The organism is Aminiphilus circumscriptus DSM 16581, from assembly GCF_000526375.1.
Lineage (GTDB): Bacteria > Synergistota > Synergistia > Synergistales > Aminiphilaceae > Aminiphilus > Aminiphilus circumscriptus.
In genome coordinates this window covers 1312911-1331308 of sequence record NZ_JAFY01000002.1, presented here as the reverse complement: position 1 = coordinate 1331308, position 18398 = coordinate 1312911, and the positions used below count along the sequence as shown (strand labels likewise).

The 18398-nt window shown below is 63.0% G+C and carries 15 protein-coding genes; 11 read left to right on the top strand and 4 right to left on the bottom strand.

The annotated features are described in order from the left end of the window. Nucleotides 1–8 precede the first annotated feature (8 nt). Entirely contained in the window at nucleotides 9–1697 is a 1689-nt protein-coding gene (locus K349_RS16660; RefSeq protein ID WP_338022303.1) for a FeoB small GTPase domain-containing protein, read from the top strand. Beyond that, the gene (locus tag K349_RS19960) at nucleotides 1646–1852 is read left to right on the top strand and encodes a hypothetical protein (RefSeq protein ID WP_338022302.1); all 207 of its coding nucleotides are present in this window, start codon (nucleotides 1646–1648) and stop codon (nucleotides 1850–1852) included. The genes K349_RS16660 and K349_RS19960 overlap by 52 nt, the downstream gene beginning before the upstream one ends. Before the next feature lie 126 nt (nucleotides 1853–1978). On the opposite strand, the gene cobT is transcribed toward K349_RS19960, so the two are convergent. Beyond that, on the bottom strand, nucleotides 1979–3094 hold the full coding sequence (gene cobT, locus K349_RS0106870; protein WP_084460235.1) for a nicotinate mononucleotide-dependent phosphoribosyltransferase CobT: 1116 nt from the start codon (nucleotides 3092–3094) through the stop codon (nucleotides 1979–1981). A 141-nt stretch (nucleotides 3095–3235) separates the two neighbouring features. Then, a complete protein-coding gene (locus K349_RS0106865) occupies nucleotides 3236–3442 on the bottom strand; it encodes a hypothetical protein (protein WP_026369079.1) in 207 nt (68 codons plus the stop codon). A gap of 374 nt (nucleotides 3443–3816) precedes the next feature. Between K349_RS0106865 and K349_RS0106860 the strand changes: the two genes are divergently transcribed. The 8 genes from K349_RS0106860 to K349_RS0106825 all read left to right on the top strand — a co-directional run bounded on the left by K349_RS0106860 (nucleotide 3817) and on the right by K349_RS0106825 (nucleotide 13650). Beyond that, entirely contained in the window at nucleotides 3817–6114 is a 2298-nt protein-coding gene (locus K349_RS0106860; RefSeq protein ID WP_084460234.1) for a DUF2207 family protein, read from the top strand. 111 nt (nucleotides 6115–6225) lie between these two features. Continuing rightward, nucleotides 6226–6780 carry a LemA family protein gene (locus K349_RS0106855; RefSeq protein ID WP_026369077.1) on the top strand — a complete coding sequence of 185 codons (555 nt, stop codon included), beginning with the start codon at nucleotides 6226–6228 and terminating at the stop codon, nucleotides 6778–6780. Nucleotides 6781–7004: 224 nt separating this feature from the next. Beyond that, nucleotides 7005–7718 (top strand): queuosine precursor transporter, encoded by a 714-nt coding sequence (locus K349_RS0106850; protein WP_026369076.1) that lies wholly within the window; start codon nucleotides 7005–7007, stop codon nucleotides 7716–7718. A gap of 4 nt (nucleotides 7719–7722) precedes the next feature. Continuing rightward, nucleotides 7723–9378: a glycosyltransferase family 39 protein gene (locus K349_RS0106845; protein WP_026369075.1), complete on the top strand. Its 1656-nt coding sequence runs from the start codon at nucleotides 7723–7725 to the stop codon at nucleotides 9376–9378. Between the two features lie 160 nt (nucleotides 9379–9538). Beyond that, nucleotides 9539–10576, top strand: coding sequence for a glycosyltransferase (locus K349_RS0106835; protein WP_026369074.1), 1038 nt, complete (start codon nucleotides 9539–9541; stop codon nucleotides 10574–10576). Next, entirely contained in the window at nucleotides 10569–11648 is a 1080-nt protein-coding gene (locus K349_RS16655) for a formyltransferase (RefSeq protein WP_084460233.1), read from the top strand. The genes K349_RS0106835 and K349_RS16655 overlap by 8 nt, the downstream gene beginning before the upstream one ends. Further along, a complete protein-coding gene (locus K349_RS16650; protein ID WP_051464213.1) occupies nucleotides 11645–12673 on the top strand; it encodes a bifunctional UDP-4-keto-pentose/UDP-xylose synthase in 1029 nt (342 codons plus the stop codon). Before K349_RS16655 ends, K349_RS16650 begins: the two co-directional genes overlap by 4 nt. Then, nucleotides 12670–13650 (top strand): polysaccharide deacetylase family protein, encoded by a 981-nt coding sequence (locus K349_RS0106825; RefSeq protein WP_026369073.1) that lies wholly within the window; start codon nucleotides 12670–12672, stop codon nucleotides 13648–13650. Before K349_RS16650 ends, K349_RS0106825 begins: the two co-directional genes overlap by 4 nt. A 97-nt stretch (nucleotides 13651–13747) precedes the next feature. On the opposite strand, the gene K349_RS0106820 is transcribed toward K349_RS0106825, so the two are convergent. Next, nucleotides 13748–15085 (bottom strand): UDP-glucose dehydrogenase family protein, encoded by a 1338-nt coding sequence (locus tag K349_RS0106820; RefSeq protein ID WP_026369072.1) that lies wholly within the window; start codon nucleotides 15083–15085, stop codon nucleotides 13748–13750. 244 nt (nucleotides 15086–15329) lie between these two features. On the opposite strand from K349_RS0106820, the gene iadA reads away from it, so the two are divergent. Next, a complete protein-coding gene (gene iadA / locus K349_RS0106815) occupies nucleotides 15330–16505 on the top strand; it encodes a beta-aspartyl-peptidase (protein WP_026369071.1) in 1176 nt (391 codons plus the stop codon). A 39-nt stretch (nucleotides 16506–16544) separates the two neighbouring features. Here iadA and K349_RS0106810 read toward each other — a convergent pair whose 3' ends face one another. After that, a complete protein-coding gene (locus tag K349_RS0106810; RefSeq protein ID WP_026369070.1) occupies nucleotides 16545–18350 on the bottom strand; it encodes an aldehyde ferredoxin oxidoreductase family protein in 1806 nt (601 codons plus the stop codon). Nucleotides 18351–18398: the final 48 nt, after the last annotated feature.

Sequence of the window (18398 nt, the reverse complement as noted above, 5' to 3'; positions counted from 1 at the left end):
GCGCGTCCGTGAAGGCCGAGGAAGGACGCCGCGCCTTCCGGGAGTCCTGCTGCGGCAATCCCCTGGTGGCGGAACTCCGGGGCATTCCCTGCAACCGGAGAATTCTTCTCGTGGGCAACCCCAACGTGGGCAAGAGTGTGCTCTTCACGCGGCTCACGGGAGTGCACGCCATTTCCTCCAACTATCCCGGAACGACCGTCGGCTTTTCCGAGGGGCGTCTCGCCTTCGGGGATTCCTGTTTTCATCTCATCGACGTCCCCGGGGCCTACACCCTGGACCCCACGAACGAGGCGGAGGAGGTGGCTCGGCGCATTGTGGACGAGGGGGCCGAAGCGGTCATCGTCGTTCTGGATTGCACCGCGCTGGAGCGGAATCTCTACCTCGCCCTCCAGGTTCTCGAACGGGGCCTCCCCGCGGTGGTGGCCCTGAACATGGTGGACGAAGCGCGACACAAGGGGATTGCCGTGGATGCCTCCGCCCTCGCCGAGGCACTGGGCGTTCCCGTGGTGCCCACCGTGGCCGTAACGGGACAGGGGATCAATGAACTTGTCCGGGCACTGCAGGAAAAGACCAGCGGCACAGCGCAGGCGGCGCGCCCTCCTGAAGAAACGACGCGAACGCTGCGGAGCGCCGAAGAGCGATGGCTCGCCATCGGCAGCGTCATCCAGCGGGTCCAGCGGGTGACCCATCGCCACCACACCTGGCGGGACAAGCTCGAGGACGCCTCGGTACACCGCGTCTGGGGCGGCCTCATCGCCCTGGGGGTCATTCTGACCAGTTACAACACCATTCGCTTTCTCGGCGAGGGGCTCATCGACCGTCTTCTGGACCCTCTGGCGAATCGGCTGCTTCTTCCCCTTCTGGAAAAACTTTCCGCCGCCCTCGGCGGCGAGGGATTGCTTCACCACATCCTCATCGGCCGGCTCGTGGACGGTGCCATCGACTTCGAGCAGAGCTTTGGCATGCTCACCACGGGGCTCTATGTGGAGTTCGTCATGGTTCTCCCCTACGTGACGGCCTTCTATGCGGTGCTGAGCTTTCTGGAGGATTTCGGCTACCTCCCCCGGCTCGCGGTGTTCTTCGACGCCCTGCTGCACCGCCTCGGCCTGCACGGATTCGCCATCATCCCCACCCTGCTCGGACTCGGGTGCAACGTGCCGGGCATCCTCGCCACGCGAGTGCTCGAATCGCCCCGGGAACGCTTCATCGCCGCCACGCTCATCTCCGTGGCAGTGCCCTGCGCCGGGCTCCAGGCCATGGCGGTGGGCGTGCTGGGCGATCTGGGAGGACGCTACGTGCTCATCCCCTACGCGGTCCTCGCCGTCTCCTGGGTGATCCTGGGACGCATCCTCCATCTGGTCCTTCCCGGCTACAGCCCGGAGCTCATCGTGGAGATTCCCCCCTATCGGCTCCCCTCACCCTCGGGGCTCCTGCTGAAACTCTGGTTCCGCATCAAGGGATTTCTTCTGGAGGCGACACCCCTCGTACTGGGAGGCGTGCTCCTGGTGAACCTCCTCACCATGGCGGGTATCGTCCAGGCCGCGGCACGCCTCACCGCGCCCCTGTTCCAGGGAGTGCTGGGGCTTCCCCCGAGGCGGCGGGACCGCTCCTCCTGGGTATTCTCCGCAAGGACGTGGCGGTGGGAATGCTCGTTCCCCTGGGTCTGTCGCCGCAGCAGCTCGTGGTGGCCGTGGTGACTCTGGCCATGACTTTTCCCTGCATCGCCACCTTCATCGTGCTGTGGCGGGAATTGGGAGGACGGCGCCTCGCCGCGAGCATGGGGATCATGTTCTTCACGGCCTTCGCCGCCGGAGGCATGCTCCACGCGATTTTTTCCCTGGCGGGTCGGTGAGAGAGCGCTCAAAAAAATCTCCCGGCTCCACCGAAGGCGAACCGGGAGTAAGGCACTGCACGAGAATCCGACGACGCTGCCCGCTCTGATCCGAGGAGTTGAGACAAGTGCACGGATCAGCCTCGGTCAGCTTTTACGGGCCATCATCTCCGCGTACAACGCCTCAACCCTCGCGACGACGCGCTTCACGGAGACGCCCCGCCGCTCTGCGTACCACACGCTTCCTCCAGCGCCGACTCCTTCCTTGACGAAGCCCTTCTCATAATCCCGGAGCCCCTGGTAGGCACTCCTGGAGAAATCGAGGGGTGCCGCGTAGACCTCCACCGCCGCCGCCGCCGCAAGGGCGGAAAAATCCGCGGCGGGATCCTGCGCCACGTATTTCGTGGTGGCAACCAGGAGAGGCCGGGTCACGCCCAGATTGCGTAAAATGGCCGCCACGGCGAGCATCTGGGTTCCTCCGGCGAGGACCACCTCGTGCTCCTCCGGAAGTCCCGCCACGATCCCCGCCACGGCGATCTGCATGGGATCGCCGAAGGCCACCGCCGCGTCGAGCCCTTTTCCGCGAAACGCCCCGGGCTCTCTTCCCATCCGGCGGAAAGCCTGGGCGCAGAGCGACTCTTTGAGGCTCACGGGATTGTTCGGCGACGCGGAGGAGACCATGCCGTCGATTCCGAGAGCGCGCAGCACCATGTAGGCCGTGGTGGTGCCTCCCGGAACGGATTCCCCGATGACCAGCGGCTCCCGCATTTCCGCGAAGACCTCCGCCAGCGTTCGGGCCTCTTCGAAGAGCGCTCTTCCCTGGGCAACGGCGGTTTCCTCCGCGGGGTTCCTGCCGGGCTCCACACAGAGGTCGAGATGGGGACAGGCGGGAGGCAGATACGATCCGGCACGGAGTGTGAGATGGGGGATGCCCGCCTCCAGAATGGACGCCCGGGTGATGACGGCCGGTGTGGGATGTCCCTGGGGATCGACGGGAACCACGTCCACGATGCGGGGATGTCCCCATCGGAGCATGTCCGCATCCGCAGGGGCCGTGAAGGGGACGACCTGAGGATTCGCTCCCGCCGCGGAAAGGCCGGGGATCTTGCAGACGTCGGAACCGCCGATGACGAGAATGAACATGATTTTTTCCTCCTTGGCGCAAATGGGGTGACGGGTTTCACGATTGTAGCGAAGCGGAACGGATTCGCCAACAAGGGATGTTTTGCTTTCTCTCTCTTCGCCGGTACGGCTCGCACGCATATTTCGAAGGGGTACCTCGGACAGGTGCAGACATAAAAAAAGCGTCGCCGCTCGGAAGCGACGACGCTCGAGAAAAGCATTTTTTCCGACGGAGCCCTTCCGCGAACTCTTTCCGCGAGAGACACAAGGGCCACAAACACCTCAGATGGCCTCGGAAAGCAGCTCCACTCCTTCGGAAAGAACGAGAGGAAGAGGTACGTGACAGGTCTGCTTCTCCACGCTCTTCAGTTCATAATGCCATGTTCCGTCTTTTTCGTTCTTCTGCCAGGAACCTTCGACGGAATGACCGCAATCGATCTGCTCCTGCTGCGAAAGATACCAGTTTCCCTCGCTGTCCTTCATCCACATGACAAAAAACCTCCCCTGTCCATCTCCCTTGGGTGCCCCTGCAAGCCCCTCTCTCCGGACATCACTCCAGGCCGAAGAGAACCGCGCTTCCCGCAGAGTCATCTCAATCGGGCGGAACAGGAAAGAACAAAACCCATGAATAAAACCCCCATGTCCTTCGTTTTGTTGCGGAGCCGGACCGCTTCATCTCTTGCGAAGGCGATTTCCGGCACGAGATAGATATACCAGCGAAGGCCCCTTTTGTCAACCCTCGTTCATTTTACACAAAAAAATAAACCGATTTCCGGCAAAAACCGGTTTCTTCCGGGGCATCCCTCACGGAACCAGCGCACCAATTTGTGGTATGGTTCTTCAAAAGCGAAAACCTCTGCTCGATGCGACGCATACGGGATGTCCGCACTGAAAGCCCGACGGAGAACACCGGAGCAGCACGAACACGCCCACAGCGAAAGCACAGGGGGTGCGCCATGAGCATAAGCACGAGGGGCGACCTTTTCTTCCGGAAAGAAAGCGACGCGAAGGAGACAGTGCGGAAATGCGCTGTCACCTGGCTTGGAACAGCGCAACACGAGAGACCACAGGGACAGGGAAAACGTCGCCTCAGGCTTTTTCAGCCTCTTTTATTTCTTCTCGTCCTTCTCTTTTTGTTTTGCCCTCTTCTTCAAAATGGCCTAGAGCGGCCCGCCTGGGGCAAAGAGCAAATTGTCGAGTACAAAAGTGACCTCACGGTGGAGCCGAACGGCGAACTCGTCGTGGTGGAGACCATCACCGTCGACGCCGAAGGCGACCGTATCCGTCGGGGCATTTTTCGGGACATTCCCACCCTTTACCACCCAAAAGAAAGCCGCCCCTACACGATCCCCCTCGCGGTGACGGGAGTCCGGCGGAACGGGCGAGACGAACCTTGGTTTACCGAGAACATCTCCGGAGGACTCCGCATCTACGCAGGAGCGCGAGACGCTCTTTTGCCACCGGGCCGACACACCTACGAGATCGCCTACAGAACGTCACGACAGCTCGGATTTTTCCCCACCCACGACGAGTTGTATTGGAACGTCACGGGAAACGGATGGGAGTTTCTGATCCTCCGGGCTTCCGCGGAGGTGCATCTTCCTTCAGGAGCCGAAGTGTTGTCCCTCGACGCCTGGACGGGATATCGGGGATCCCAGGAACAGGACTTCGTGGGGAAAAAGGAAGGAAATAGGGCATCCTTTACGACAACCCGCCCACTCCGTCTCAAGGAGGGGTTCACCATTGCCGTGGCCTGGCCGAAGGGATATGTCACGCCTCCCTGGAGCGGCACGTTCTTTCTCCGCGATTACGGAATGGACGCGGCCCTCGTCCTCACCTTGCTCCTGCTCCTCCTCTTCTGGAGCGTTGTCTGGTGGAAACGGGGCCGGGACCCAAAGCCGGGGATTCTCGTGCCGCGCTTTTCTCCACCCCAAGGGTTCTCTCCGGCGTCAGTGCGCTTTTTGCATCGTCTCGGCTACGATTCCAAGGTTTTCGCGTGCGTTCTCCTCTCCCTCGCCTCCAAACGTCTGCTCCGCATCGAGCGAGAGGGGCGTTTCTACCGGATTTCCCGGATGCGCCCTTCCACGGCGGAGCCAGACACACAGGAGAACTCCCCGGAGGCAACCTCCTCCGACGGAGAACTTTTGGACGGGACAAGGAGCGCGTCCGAAAGGGAGAAGAGCACATCCGCGCCCATCGAGCAAGCGAACAAGATCTGGGAGGAAGAGCGACGTCTCCTGCATTCGCTCTTCCGGGAAACGGAGACGCTCCTCCTGCATCCGGACAACGCGGCCGTCATTTCCGCCGCTGCCGCCGGACTGAGGGAGTCCCTGCAAAAACGCCACGAGGGGCGGAACTTCGTCACCAACACGGGGTGGTTCGTCGCGGGCATCGTCCTGGCGGTGGCACTCCTGATTCTCTTCTCTCTGGCGGCATTTCTGGGGGGCGTCACCCATGACATGATTCTCTTCGGGCTTTTGGGAACAGCGTGGTGTGTCGGATCGGCGATCTTCTGGCTCGCCCGCCTCCGGCCTTTCCGAAACACTCTACGCCTCTTCCGTTCCTGCGGCGGATGCCGCACCTTCGTTTCCGTGCTGTTCGCGGGAGTCGTTGCCCTTGGCGTACTGTTGCTCTTTCTGGGAGGATTCTTTTTCACGGCACTGAACGTTTCCTTTGTCGCGGCATTTGCCGCACTCGGCCTCGCCGCCGCGATCCTCCTCTTCCGGAGACTGCTTCCGGCCCGCACGGACAAAGGGCGAAAGCGGCAGGACGAGATCGAGGGATTCGCCCTCTATCTGGAGACCGCCGAGGAGGAGCGGCTGAAGCTGCTCCATCCACCGGAGCGCACGCCGGAACTTTTCGAGGCGCTGCTCCCCTATGCATTGGCCCTCGACCTCGAGGTGGCCTGGTCGGCAAAATTCGCAGACTTGTTACGCAAAGCCACCGAGGAGGGAACCTACGTTCCGCTGTGGCACGACGGCACCACAATCTGGATGAAGGAGGATTTCACCCGAAGTATCTCTTCCTTCGGCGACTCCCTTGCCTCCACGCTCACCGTCTCCTCCATTCCTCCCGGGTCATCCTCGGGTTTCTCCGGAGGAAATTCCGGAGGCGGTTCCTCCGGCGGCGGCGGTGGTGGCGGTGGCGGTGGCGGCTGGTAAAATGTGGTATGCTATGGGCCGTGACATGCGCTGAAGGTCTTTGCGTCGCCGAGCCGAAGCCTGGGGCGGCGGAGGACGGAAACGACAGCAGGAACAAGGAGGGGACGCAGCATGATCGCACTGGGCATTCTCGCGGCGGTGGCCCTGGGAGCGGGCCTGTGGTTCATGGGAGCCTACAACCGTCTCGTTCGGGGAAGAAATCTCGTGGAGGAGGCCTGGAGCGGCATCGACGTGCAGCTCAAACGGCGCCACGATCTCATTCCCAACCTCGTGGAGACCGTCAAGGGGTACGCGACTCACGAGAAGCAGATCTTCGAGGATGTGGCGCGCATGCGCTCCGCCTCCATCTCCGCCTCGGGCGTCGCGGAAAAGGCGACGGCGGAGAACGGACTCACCGGAGCATTGCGTCAGCTTTTCGCCGTGGCCGAGGCCTATCCGGACCTGAAGGCGAACCAGAACTTCCTCCAGCTCCAGGAAAACCTCAACACCGTGGAAAGCGAACTCCAGATGGCCCGGCGCTACTACAACGGGGCCGTTCGGAACCAGAACATTCTCGTGGAATCCTTTCCGTCGAATCTGGTGGCGAACATGTTCGCCTTTCAGAAAGCCACGTTCTTCGAGATCGAGGACGCCCAGGAGCGGGCCGTTCCTAAGGTTCAGTTCTAGCGACAGGAGGCTTGCGGCGTCTCCGTTCTCCGGAACGGAAGCGCGGACAGACCGGGACGACATGCCCAGACGCGGCGGCTGTCCCGGTTTTGCATGACCGAAGCGTGTCCTGTCGCGCTGGATTTTCGTGATAAGATTTCCGTAACGACGAGAAACGGTCCGGAAAAAGGCGACAGTGAAGCCTTGCCCCTGCGGACGAAATGAAAGGAAGGCCGAGGGCGTCCATGACGAACGAACTGCTCTGGGGTGTGACATTGGTGTGCAATTTCGGAGGAATCAGCCTTGCCTACCGGCTGTGGGGCAAGACGGGGCTCTACTGTTGGGTGGCCATGGCGGCCATTCTCGCTAACGTGCAGGTCATGAAGACCGTCTCCCTCTTCGGCATGGTGGCGACCCTGGGAAACATCATCTACGGAACATCCTTCCTCGCCACGGACATCCTCTCGGAAAATCACGGCAAGGCCGCAGCACGGCAGGCCGTGGCCATCGGCTTCTTCTCCCTCATCTTCACCACCGGGGCGATGAACCTCGCCCTGCTCTACATTCCCCACGAGAGCGATTTCGCTCAGGGACCCATGCAGGCACTTTTCTCCGTCATGCCCCGCGTCGCCCTGGCGAGCCTCGCCGCCTACGGCATCTCCCAGTACCACGACGTCTGGGCCTACGACTTCTGGAGAAAACGTTTTCCCCACGTGCGCCACATCTGGATCCGCAACAACTGCAGCACGCTGGTCTCCCAGCTCCTCGACACGGCGGTCTTCGTCTCCATCGCCTTCGCCGGAATCTATTCCTGGCCGGTGCTGGCCCAGATCTTCTGCAGCACCTACGTTCTGAAGCTCCTCGTGGCCCTCGCCGACACCCCCTTCGTCTACCTGGCCAGGAGATGGAAGGACCGGGGCGTCGCGGGCGGACCGGCCGAAACACTGCAGCAGGGGTGAGATCATGGAACGCAGTCTGCGCACAGGTATCCTCTGCCTTCTTCTGCTTCTCGTCGGCGTGCTCTATTTTTCCTTTCTGGGAAGCCACGGTCTCCTCGAACCCGACGAAGGCCGCTATTCGGAGATCCCCCGGGAGATGCTCGAGTCGGGGGACTGGGTCACGCCACGTCTGAACTACGTGAAGTACTTCGAGAAGCCGGTGCTCCACTACTGGCTGACCGCCCTCTCCTTCAAACTCTTCGGGGAGAACGCCTTCGCCGCCCGTTTCGTCCCGGCCCTTCTCGCTCTCGCCGGGGTGGCCGCAACGGCCCTCTTTGGCGCCACCTGCTTCGGAGGACGGGCGGGGTTTCTCTCGGGGATCATCCTCGGCACCTCCCTCGTCTATTTCGCCATGGCGCACATCAACATCATCGACATGACGCTCACCTTCTTCCTCACCGTGGCCCTGTTCAGCTACTACCTGGGCATCACCCGGAACCGGGGATGGCTGCTCGTCTTCTACACCGCCGCCGGTCTCGCGACCCTCTCCAAGGGGCTCGTCGGCTTTCTTCTCCCCGGAATCGTCATCTTCTGCTGGATCGCCTACACGCGGAGGTGGATCCTTCTCTGGGAGAGCCTCAGCCTGTCGGGCATCCTTCTCTTTCTGCTCGTCACCGTTCCCTGGTTCACCCTGGTAAGCCTCCGCAATCCCGAATTCCCTTACTTCTTCTTCATCCACGAGCACTTCGTGCGCTACACCACCACCGTGCACAACCGATTCGAACCCTGGTGGTTCTTCATCCCCATTCTGCTCATAGGGCTCCTTCCCTGGACGGGCTTTGCCCTCACCGGCGCGAGCGACGCCATCCTCGGAACGAAAGAACGGGGTGAGGACCAGGAGGTGGGCGCCTATTTGCTCATCTGGTTTCTGGTGATCTTTCTCTTCTTCTCCTTCTCCAAGTCGAAGCTGGTCCCCTACATTCTTCCCGTCTTTCCGCCCCTGGCGCTTCTGGCGGCACGGAGCCTCGACATCTGGAGCTACCTCGGTTCCAGCAGGGCGCTTCGCTTCGGGCTCTTCTGCACATCCCTCTTCACGCTTCCCTTTGCGGCGGCTCTCGTGGCCTATCCGTTCTTCCAGGACCGCTTCCCCGCACAGGAATTGCTTCGTCTCGGCGTTCCCTTGGCAACAACGATGGTCCTTGGAACGCTCTTCGGTTGGTTTTTCTGGTACCGCCGCCGCTACCATTCTCTTCTCGCGGTGCTCTGTCTCTGTGCGCTGCTCCAGGGGATGGCTTTCAAACCCCTCTTCCGCTTCTACGGAACCATCCTCTCCGCGAAAGAGCTGGCGGACATCATCCAAACCGAACGAAGACCCGGCGATCTCGTCGCCGATGTCGGGGAATACCACCAGGGACTCCCCTTCTACCTGAAGGAACGGATTCTCCTGGTGGACTATCTGGGGGAACTCGAATTCGGCTACCGCCAGGAGAACCAGACCACCTGGTTTCTCGACCGGGAAACCTTCCGCGGCATCTGGGAAGGAGAGAACCGCGTGCTCATGGTCCTTCCCGAGACCCGGTACGAAAGGCTGCTCCAGGAAGGCTTTCCGCCGGGCAGAATCCTGGGGAAAGCCATGCGGAACCAGCTCGTCGTTCTGAACAGGGCCGACGGAGCCCAGTGATCCCGAACGCCCACGGACGGAAGAAGACCCATCGGGGCACTCGAACGGCGACAACCCCTTTCGTTCCCGCCTCCGAAGGAAAACACCTCTCCTTCGAAACGGCCGAACACACCGGAAGGGACAGTACCTCCATTCACGCAGAGAAGAGGCGAAAGATTCTATGACCAGCGCGCACGTTAAAGTCTCCCTCGTCATCCCCGTGTACAACGAGGAGGAATCACTCCCGGCGCTTTTCCGGCGCCTCACCCCCGTCCTCGAAGGGCTGGGGCGCTCCTGCGAGGTGCTCTTCGTCAACGACGGCAGCCGAGACCGCTCCCTGGCGTTTCTCCTCGCCTACCGGGACAGACATCCCGCAATCGTTCGGGTGGTGGATTTCAACGGCAACTTCGGCCAGCACATGGCCATTCTCGCCGGATTCGAGAAGAGCCGGGGCGAATTCGTGATCACCATGGACGCGGACCTGCAAAACCCTCCCGAGGAGATTCCCCGCCTGGTGGCGCTCCTTGAAGCGGGGCACGACGTGGTGGGTACCTATCGCGTGGACCGACAGGACCCCCTCTTCCGCAAAGTTGCCTCCCGCATGGTGAACGGCATCACCAATCGCATCACCGGACTGGGGCTTCGGGATTACGGCTGCATGCTCCGGGGATATGCGCGGCGCATCGTGGACTACATCAACTCCTGTCCGGAGACGACGACTTTCATTCCCGCCCTGGCGAAGAAATTCGCCGTCAATCCCGCGGAAATACCCGTGGATCACGCGGAGCGCAACGCCGGGACCTCCAAATACGGCCTCTACCGCCTCATTCGGCTGAACTTCGATCTCATGACGGGGTTCTCTCTGGTTCCACTTCAGGCCGTGACGCTTTTGGGCGTGCTTGTCTCCATTCCCAGCTTCCTCCTCGTGCTCCTCCTGCTGGCGCGACGTCTCCTCCTCGGCCCCGAGGCGGAGGGCGTGTTCACCCTCCTGGCGATCAACTTCTTTCTCATGGGCATCACCATGCTCTCCGTGGGCATCGCCGGCGAATACGTGGGACGCATCTACCAGGAAGTGCGGCGGAGACCACGCTTCGTCATCCGAACCGTCTACGAGGGAGAACCGGGCGGCACGCCGCCTCTGGTGCCATGGCAGGACGAAACGCCGGAAAAGGAGCCCCTCGCCTGCGTTGTCGGCGGAGAGGAGACACGCCGTGACTGAGCGCGAACCACGGGTCGTGGTCTTCGCCTACAGCGAGGTGGGCACACGCTGCCTCGAAACGCTCCTCCGTCTCGGCGCACACGTGGTGGGGGTCTTCACCCACGAGGACGACCCGAAGGAAACCATCTGGTTCCGCTCCGTGGCGCAGACCGCCCGGGAAGCGGGACTCCCCGTCCTCTTCGGCCCTCCGACGGAGGAACGGGTCCGTGCGCTCCGCCCGGACCTGCTCTTCTCCTTCTACTACCGCGACATGATCGGCGAGAGCATTCTCCGCCTGCCGGGGCTCGGGGCGTTCAACATGCACGGATCCCTGCTGCCGAAGTACCGGGGACGGGCGAGCATCAACTGGGCGGTTCTCATGGGGGAGACGGAAACGGGGGCGACCCTGCACCACATGGTGAAGAGCGCCGACGCGGGAGACCTGGTGGATCAGGAGCGGGTTCCCATTCTCTTCGAGGACACGGCCCAGGATGTGGCCCTCAAGGTGGCCGACGCGGCGGTGACCGTTCTCGAACGATCCTGGCCTCTGCTCGCGGCGGGACGGACACCGCGCATTCCCCAGGACGCCGCTCTCGCCACCACCTTCGGACGCAGGCGACCCGAGGACGGCCACATCGACTGGACCTGGGAGGCAAAACGGATCTACAATCTCGTCCGCGCCGTGACCCATCCCTTTCCGGGGGCCTTCACCTTCGCGGGAGGGCGGAAGCTCCTCGTCTGGTGGTGCTTCCCCGAGGAAAAGGACCCCACCGTCCCCAAGACCCTTCCCTGCGGCACCGTGCTGTCCACGGCACCGCTCCGGGTGCTCGCCGGAAACGGCACGGCAGTGCGTCTCGAACGGGTGCAGTGGGCCGACTCCACCGAAGAAAGGCCCCCGCTTTCGAAGGAGGATGTCATGGATGGAATGACCTTTGGAGAACGGTACCTCCGCCAAGGCGATCTCCTCGGTCTCCGAGAGGACCAGGTCGATCTGCTCTCTCGAAAAGAACCGCTCTTCCGCGCCCGCGGAGAACACGGACACACCGGCGACACGGACACGAACCGACGGAATGGAAGGAGTCACGACGCATGAACGTGGTCATTCTCGGAGCCAACGGATTCATCGGAAGCCATCTCTCGGAGCGGATTCTCGCGGAGACGGACTGGACCGTCTCCGCTCTCGACCTGCGCGCGCATCACCTGGAGCACTGCCTCGCCGATCCCCGCTTCTCTTTCCGGAAAGGCGATCTTCTCGCCGAAAGCGCCTGGATCGAGGATCGGATCCGCGCCGCCGACGTGGTGCTCCCTCTCGTGGGCATCGCCCAGCCTGCCTATTATGTGAAGAACCCCCTCTACGTCTTCGAACTGGATTTCGAGCAGAACCTGAAGATCGTCCGCATGTGCGTGACCCACAACAAACGGGTGCTCTTCCCCTCCACCTCCGAGGTGTACGGGCTCTGCCCGGACAAGGAGCTCTCCGAGGATGAATCCCTCCTGGTCCTCGGTCCGGTGAGCAAGATGCGCTGGATCTACAGCTGCAGCAAACAGATGATGGACAGGGTCCTCGCCGCCTACGGACAGGAACGGGGACTGCGCTTCACCTGCTTCCGTCCCTTCAACTGGACCGGCCCCCGGCTCGACGAGCCCGCCGATGCGGCAAAGGGGACCGCCCGGGTGATCACCCAATTTCTCTTCAATCTCGTGCACGGCAAACCGCTCCATCTCGTCGGCGGAGGCCGGCAGCGACGAAGCTTCACCTCCATCCACGACGGCATCGACGCGCTCCTCTCCATCGTCCGGAACGAGCGAAACAATCTCGACGGGGAGATCCTGAACATCGGCAATCCCGCCAATCAGGCCTCGGTGAAGGAACTGGCCCACCTCGTCCGGGACGCTGCGGCGGCCTATCCGAAATACGCCCCCCTCGCGGCGGCGGCGGTCATCGCGGACATTCCCGAGGACGACTACTACGGCAAGGGCTACGCGGACGTGCAGCACCGCGTCCCCAGCATCGCCAAAGCGGAGCGCCTGCTTGGCTGGCGTCCGAAGCGCTCCCTGGAGGACATCGTCCGGGACACCGTGCACTATTATCTCGGCGACGGTGGCGCATGGGCATGACAGTGCGTCTGGCCATCAAGGTGGACGTGGACACCCTTCGAGGGCATCGCGAAGGTGTACCGAATCTGTTGCGTCTCTTCGACCGGACGGGTATTCGGGCGAGCGTCTTCTTCTCCATGGGGCCCGACAACTCCGGCAAGGCCGTGCGGCGTCTCCTCCGCCCGGGATTTTTGACCAAGATGTGCCGCACGAAAGCGCCCAGCACCTACGGATGGAAGACGCTCCTCTACGGCACGCTTCTTCCGGCCCCTCTCATCGCCGGACCGAATCCACAGATGCTTCGGGACGCCGTGCGCAGCGGCCACGACTGCGGCATCCACGCTTGGGATCACGTGAAATGGCAGGATCTCCTGCCCCGCATTCCTCCGGAGGAACTCGCCGCAGATTTCGACCGCGCCTGCGGTCTTTTCGAGGAGATCGCGGGAAGGGCCCCCCGCTCCTGCGCCGCTCCGGGATGGCAGGTCACGGAGGCGAGCCTCCGCATGCAGGAACGCAAAGGATTTCTCTACTGCAGCGACTGCAGGGGGCGGGAACCGTTCCTTCCCGTTGCGGAGGGAGAAGCTCTTCGCACGGTGCAGATTCCCACGACACTCCCTACCCTGGATGAATGCCTCGGCACCCCCGGAACCACTGACGCCTCCCTGGAAGACGCCTATCTGACACTGCTCCGGCGAGCGCCTGCGACCTCTGCCGCACAGGACATTCCGGAACCGAGGACTCCGAAGGACCAGATCCTCCACGTCCACACCGTCCATGCGGAAATGGAGGGACTGAGCAAGCTCGCCCTCTTCGAGTCCTTTCTCACGGCGTGCCGTGCGAGGGGAGTCCGGTTCACCGCCCTGGACGATGTCGCCCGCGCCGTCGAGCTGGAAAAGCTCCCCCTCTGCCCCGTCGAAAAGGGGACACTTCCCGGTCGTGCGGGAACGGTGGCCCTGCAGGGAGACCCCATCGTTCCCTGGATGCACCGCCTCGCCTGACTCCCCGCAAAGCCAAAGAGCGCCCCGCCGGTGAAAAAATCCGCAGCGGGGCGCTCTTTCGTGCCCGAAGGGCACCTGGCTCTTTGTCCGGCCCGGGTCACACGCCTCCTCTGCCGATGCCGTAGCAGACAAATCCCATCGCACGGGCTCGATCCGGCGCGTAGAGATTCCGCCCGTCGAAGATGACCGCTTCCCGAAGCAGGGACTTCATGCGGTCGAAATCGGGATGCCGAAACAAGGGCCATTCGGTCACGAGGAGAAGGGCGTCGGCTCCGGAGAGAGCGTCGTAACAGTCCTCGGTGTAGACGATGCCGGGGTCGTCTCCCAGAAGCGCCCGGGCGTTCGCCTCAGCAACGGGGTCGTAGGCCCGTATCGACGCGCCGAGGCGGCGCAGTTCACGCACCAGAAAGAGGGACGGCGCCTCCCGAATGTCGTCCGTGTTGGGTTTGAAGCTCAGCCCCCACAGGGCGAAGGTCTTCCCCGCCAGGTTCTCTCTGCCTCCATAATGGCGCTCCATCCTGTCGAGGAACACCTGCCGCTGTCGCCGGTTCACCTCCTCCACGGCCCGAAGAATGGACAGGTCGTACTCCTTCTCCCGGGCGGAATGGATGAGGGCCTTCACGTCCTTGGGAAAGCAGGACCCGCCGTAGCCGAGCCCGGCCTGGAGAAAAGCGTGGCCAATACGGCTGTCCGAGCCGATACCGACGCGGATTTCCTCGATGTCCGCCCCAACGGCTTCGCAGAACGCCGCGAGTTCGTTCATGAAGCTGATTCGGGTGGCGAGCATGGCGTTGGCGGCGTATTTGGTGAGTTCCGCGCTGGGAATGCTCATGGCGAAGAGGCTGTTCTCCCGGAGGATGAAGGGAGCGAAGAGTTCCTTCAGAAACTCCGCGGTGCGCCCGTTCTCCGTGCCCACCACGACCCGGTCGGGATGGAGGAAATCCTCCACGGCGGACCCCTCCTTGAGAAATTCGGGGCAGAAAGCCACGTCGAACTCGATGTCCCGCCTTCCCCGGCGCTGCAATGCCTCCTCCACGATGGTCTTCATCCGCAGCGTGGTCCCCACGGGAACCGTGGACTTGAGAACCAGGATCTTGTAGCTGTCCAGACACGCCCCGATCTGTTCCGCCACGGCGAGGACGTGCTGCAGGTCCGCTCTTCCGTCCTCGCCGGGAGGGGTTCCAACGGCGATGAAGACGAAAAGGCTCGACCGGACGCCCTGCTCCAGACTCGTGGTGAAGTGGAGACGGCCCTGCTTGAGGTTGCGCCGGAGCACTTCTTCGAGACCCGGCTCGTAAATGGGAAGTTCTCCTTTGTTCAGCCGGGTGATCTTCGTCTCGTCGATGTCCACGCACCAGACATCGTTGCCCGTCTCGGCGAGACAGACTCCCGTGACGAGCCCTACGTATCCCGTTCCGATCATGCACACCCGCATGTTCTTCCTCCTTGCGGCTCTCAGGTTACCTCGTCGCCCGACTACGGGAAAGCACTCTTTTTCCTCCGACGGAACGACGCAAAAGCGGGGTTTCCGACCCCCTACGCATTCTATCGGTTTCGCCCCCTTCGGAACAGTCCCTCGTTCTCTCGTCTTGCGGAGAAGGAGCGGGATCTGTAGGATGGGGAGGGTATCGAAAACCCCACCGGTGGAACACCGCACCGGTGAGACGGGAGGAATGACCATGTTTGTACTCGTGAAAAACGCCACGGTCTACGCCCCGGAACCACTGGGACGAAGGGACATTCTCCTGGCGGGAGAGCGCATCGCCTGGATGGGGCAGGACTTTCCGGAGAACGGCACGCTGCCGGACCTGGAAGTGCTGGATGCGTCGGACCTGTTCGCCGTTCCGGGTTTCGTGGACGGCCACGTGCATCTCTGCGGCGGCGGCGGCGAGGGAGGGTTCGCCACCCGCACGCCCGAGATCGCTCTTTCCTCCCTCGTCAGGGGAGGCGTCACCTCCGTGGTAGGCGTTCTCGGAACAGACAGCGTGACCCGAACGACGGCGAACCTCGTGGCGAAAGCCCGGGGACTCGTCGAGGAGGGCGTCAGCGCCTGGTGCCTCGTGGGCTCCTACCAGTTGCCGGTGAAGACTCTCACGGGCTCCGTGGAAGGCGATCTCGTCCTCGTGGACCGCATCATCGGCGTCGGAGAAATCGCCCTCTCGGACCACCGCTCCTCACAACCACTCGTGGAAGAGGTGGCGAAGGTGGCCGCGGCGGCCAGGGTTGGAGGCATGCTCGCAGGAAAGGCGGGGGTGGTGAACGTCCATCTCGGGGACGGCCCCCGGGGACTGGATTTTCTCCGGCGGATCTGCGCGGAGACGGAGATTCCTCTCTCCCAGTTTCTGCCCACGCACATGAACAGAAATCCCAGCCTTTTCGAGGAGGGGATTCGCTACGCCCAAGGCGGGGGATTCGTGGACCTCACCACGAGCACGACCCGGAAATTCCTGGAGGAAGGCGAGGTGTCCTGCGCGGAAGCGCTGCGGCGGCTCCTGGAGGCCGGCGTTCCGCCGGAACGGATCTCCTTCAGTTCCGACGGACAGGGGAGCCTCCCCGATTTCGACGCCGCGGGCACGCTCAAGGGGCTTACCGTGGGCAGCGTGGAATCTCTCTTCGAGGCCGTGCGCGAGGCGGTCCTCACAGAAGGCGTTCCCCTGGCGGAGGCCCTTCCCGTGGTCACCTCCACACCCGCAACGGTGTACAAGCTCCCGGGCAAAGGGGCCCTCCGGCGGGGGTTCGATGCGGATCTCGTGCTTCTGGATCGGGAGACCTTGCACATTTCCTCCGTCCTCGCCCGGGGGCGCATCCTGCTCCGAAACGGCACCCTTCTTGCGAAGGGGACCTTCGAGGCCTAGGACACGCGCCCCCGGAGGACAGTTCTGACAGTGCTTTTCTCAGGAGAGCACTCCGAGGGCGCACAGCGTTTCCGCCGTGGGCAATCCCGAGTCATCCCACCCACGAAGGGCGTAATAGGCATTGAGCATGGCCTCCAGGTCCTCCCGGGTAAGCCGTACGGAGCGGCGCTCCAGGCCGGGGGGAAGTTCGAGCGCCTCTTCGAGGATTCGGGGCGGCAACGTGTCGTCCCGCCTCGAGATTCCTCCCTCCCGGTGGTTGAAGCGACGGATGCAGTTCCAAATGCGCTCCCCCACCCGGAGATACTCCTCATAGGAAAAGGGCTCTCCGAGGGCGGCGGCGAGCCCCTCTTCCAAATCCTCCGTCGTCATGGGGAGAAAATCGCACACCACCAGGGAATAGGCAGCGGCGCGCTCGTCCTGGACATCCTTCACGAACCGGGGAAAGGCGTCCCGGGAAAATCGGGGAAGCTCTCCGTCGATCTCGGCCCGGCTGGTCCAGGCCCGCTGATGGCACGCTCCGCGGTCGGACGTGGCATAGGCGAGCGCCATACCCCAGGCGCCGCGGGGTTCGTATCCGGGAATCTCCATGCCCTTGACGTGCATGGCCCAGGACTCGCTCCCTCCGCCGATCTTCTCCGAGGCAAGGCGCACGCCGTCCGCGAGGAGTTCTCCCGCGCCGCGCCGATAGGCCAGATCCTCCAGGAGGCGAAGCTGTCCCGCCCCGTCTCCGAAGGCGGGAACGCCCGAGAGGAGCCCCTTCTCGCCGCACTCCATGGCGAAGCTCACCACCGCCCCGGCGGAGATGGTGTCCAGGCCGAGTTCGTTGCAGCAGTGCACCGCCCGTCCGACCTCCGCCACGTCCTTCATGCCGTCGTTGCTGCCGAGAAGCGCGATGGACTCGAACTCCACCTTCGCCTCCACGTCACCGAAACGGGCCACCTTGCCGCAGGCGATGGTGCAGTTGAAACAGGCCACGTCCCGTTTCGTGTAGTAGCGCAGATTTGGTGCGGTGAGCCCGTAGTGAAAGGGAAGGGACGCCTTCTGGAAATTGCGGGTGGGGAGCATCCCCGCCCGATTCATGGAATCCACCCAGAAGGAGGTCCCCACGGTGCGGCGGATGTGGATCATGGAATTCTCCCGCATGGCGGCGTTCATCCGCACCGCCAGCGCACGCATTTTTTCCGTATCCGCGAGGGGTGCGTTTCCCGTGCCGCGCACCGCCACGGCGAGCAGCCCCTTGCTGCTCATGACAGCTCCGGGACCACCCCGGGCGGCGATGCCGGACCGCCAGGGATCGCCGTCACGATCCACGGTGATGGTGGCGATGCGCACACGCCGTTCCCCGGCGGGACCGATGGAGGCCACGTGGGCCTTTTCGGACGTGACGCCTCGAACCGCCTCCACCTTGGCGCTCACGGGGAGATCCTTCAGGAACGCCCCGTCCCGGATTTCGACCCTGTCATCGTCGATCCAGAGATAACACGGCTCCGAAGAGGCACCGCGGACCACGATGCCGTCCCATCCCGCCTTGGCGAGTTCGGGACCGAAGAAACCTCCGGCGTGGCTGTCCGTGAAAAGCCCCGTCAAGGGGGACTTGGTGATCACCGCAAAGCGCCCCGAGGTTGGAAAAGGCGTCCCCGTGAAAGGACCATTCAGAAAAAGCAGCAGATTCTCCGGGGCCAGCGGATCGGTTCCCGGCGGCAAGAGTTCCTCCAGAAGCCGGATCCCGAGCCCTTTGCCGCCGAGAAAGCGGCGCACCTCCTCCGGGGGTATCGAGAACTCCTCCACGCTCCGAGAGGTGAGATCCACCTGTAGGAGCCTTCCGAATCTTCGGGAAAACGTCATCCCTCGAAAACCTCCTTCTTCGCGTCCACACCTCGGACATTGTGTCCG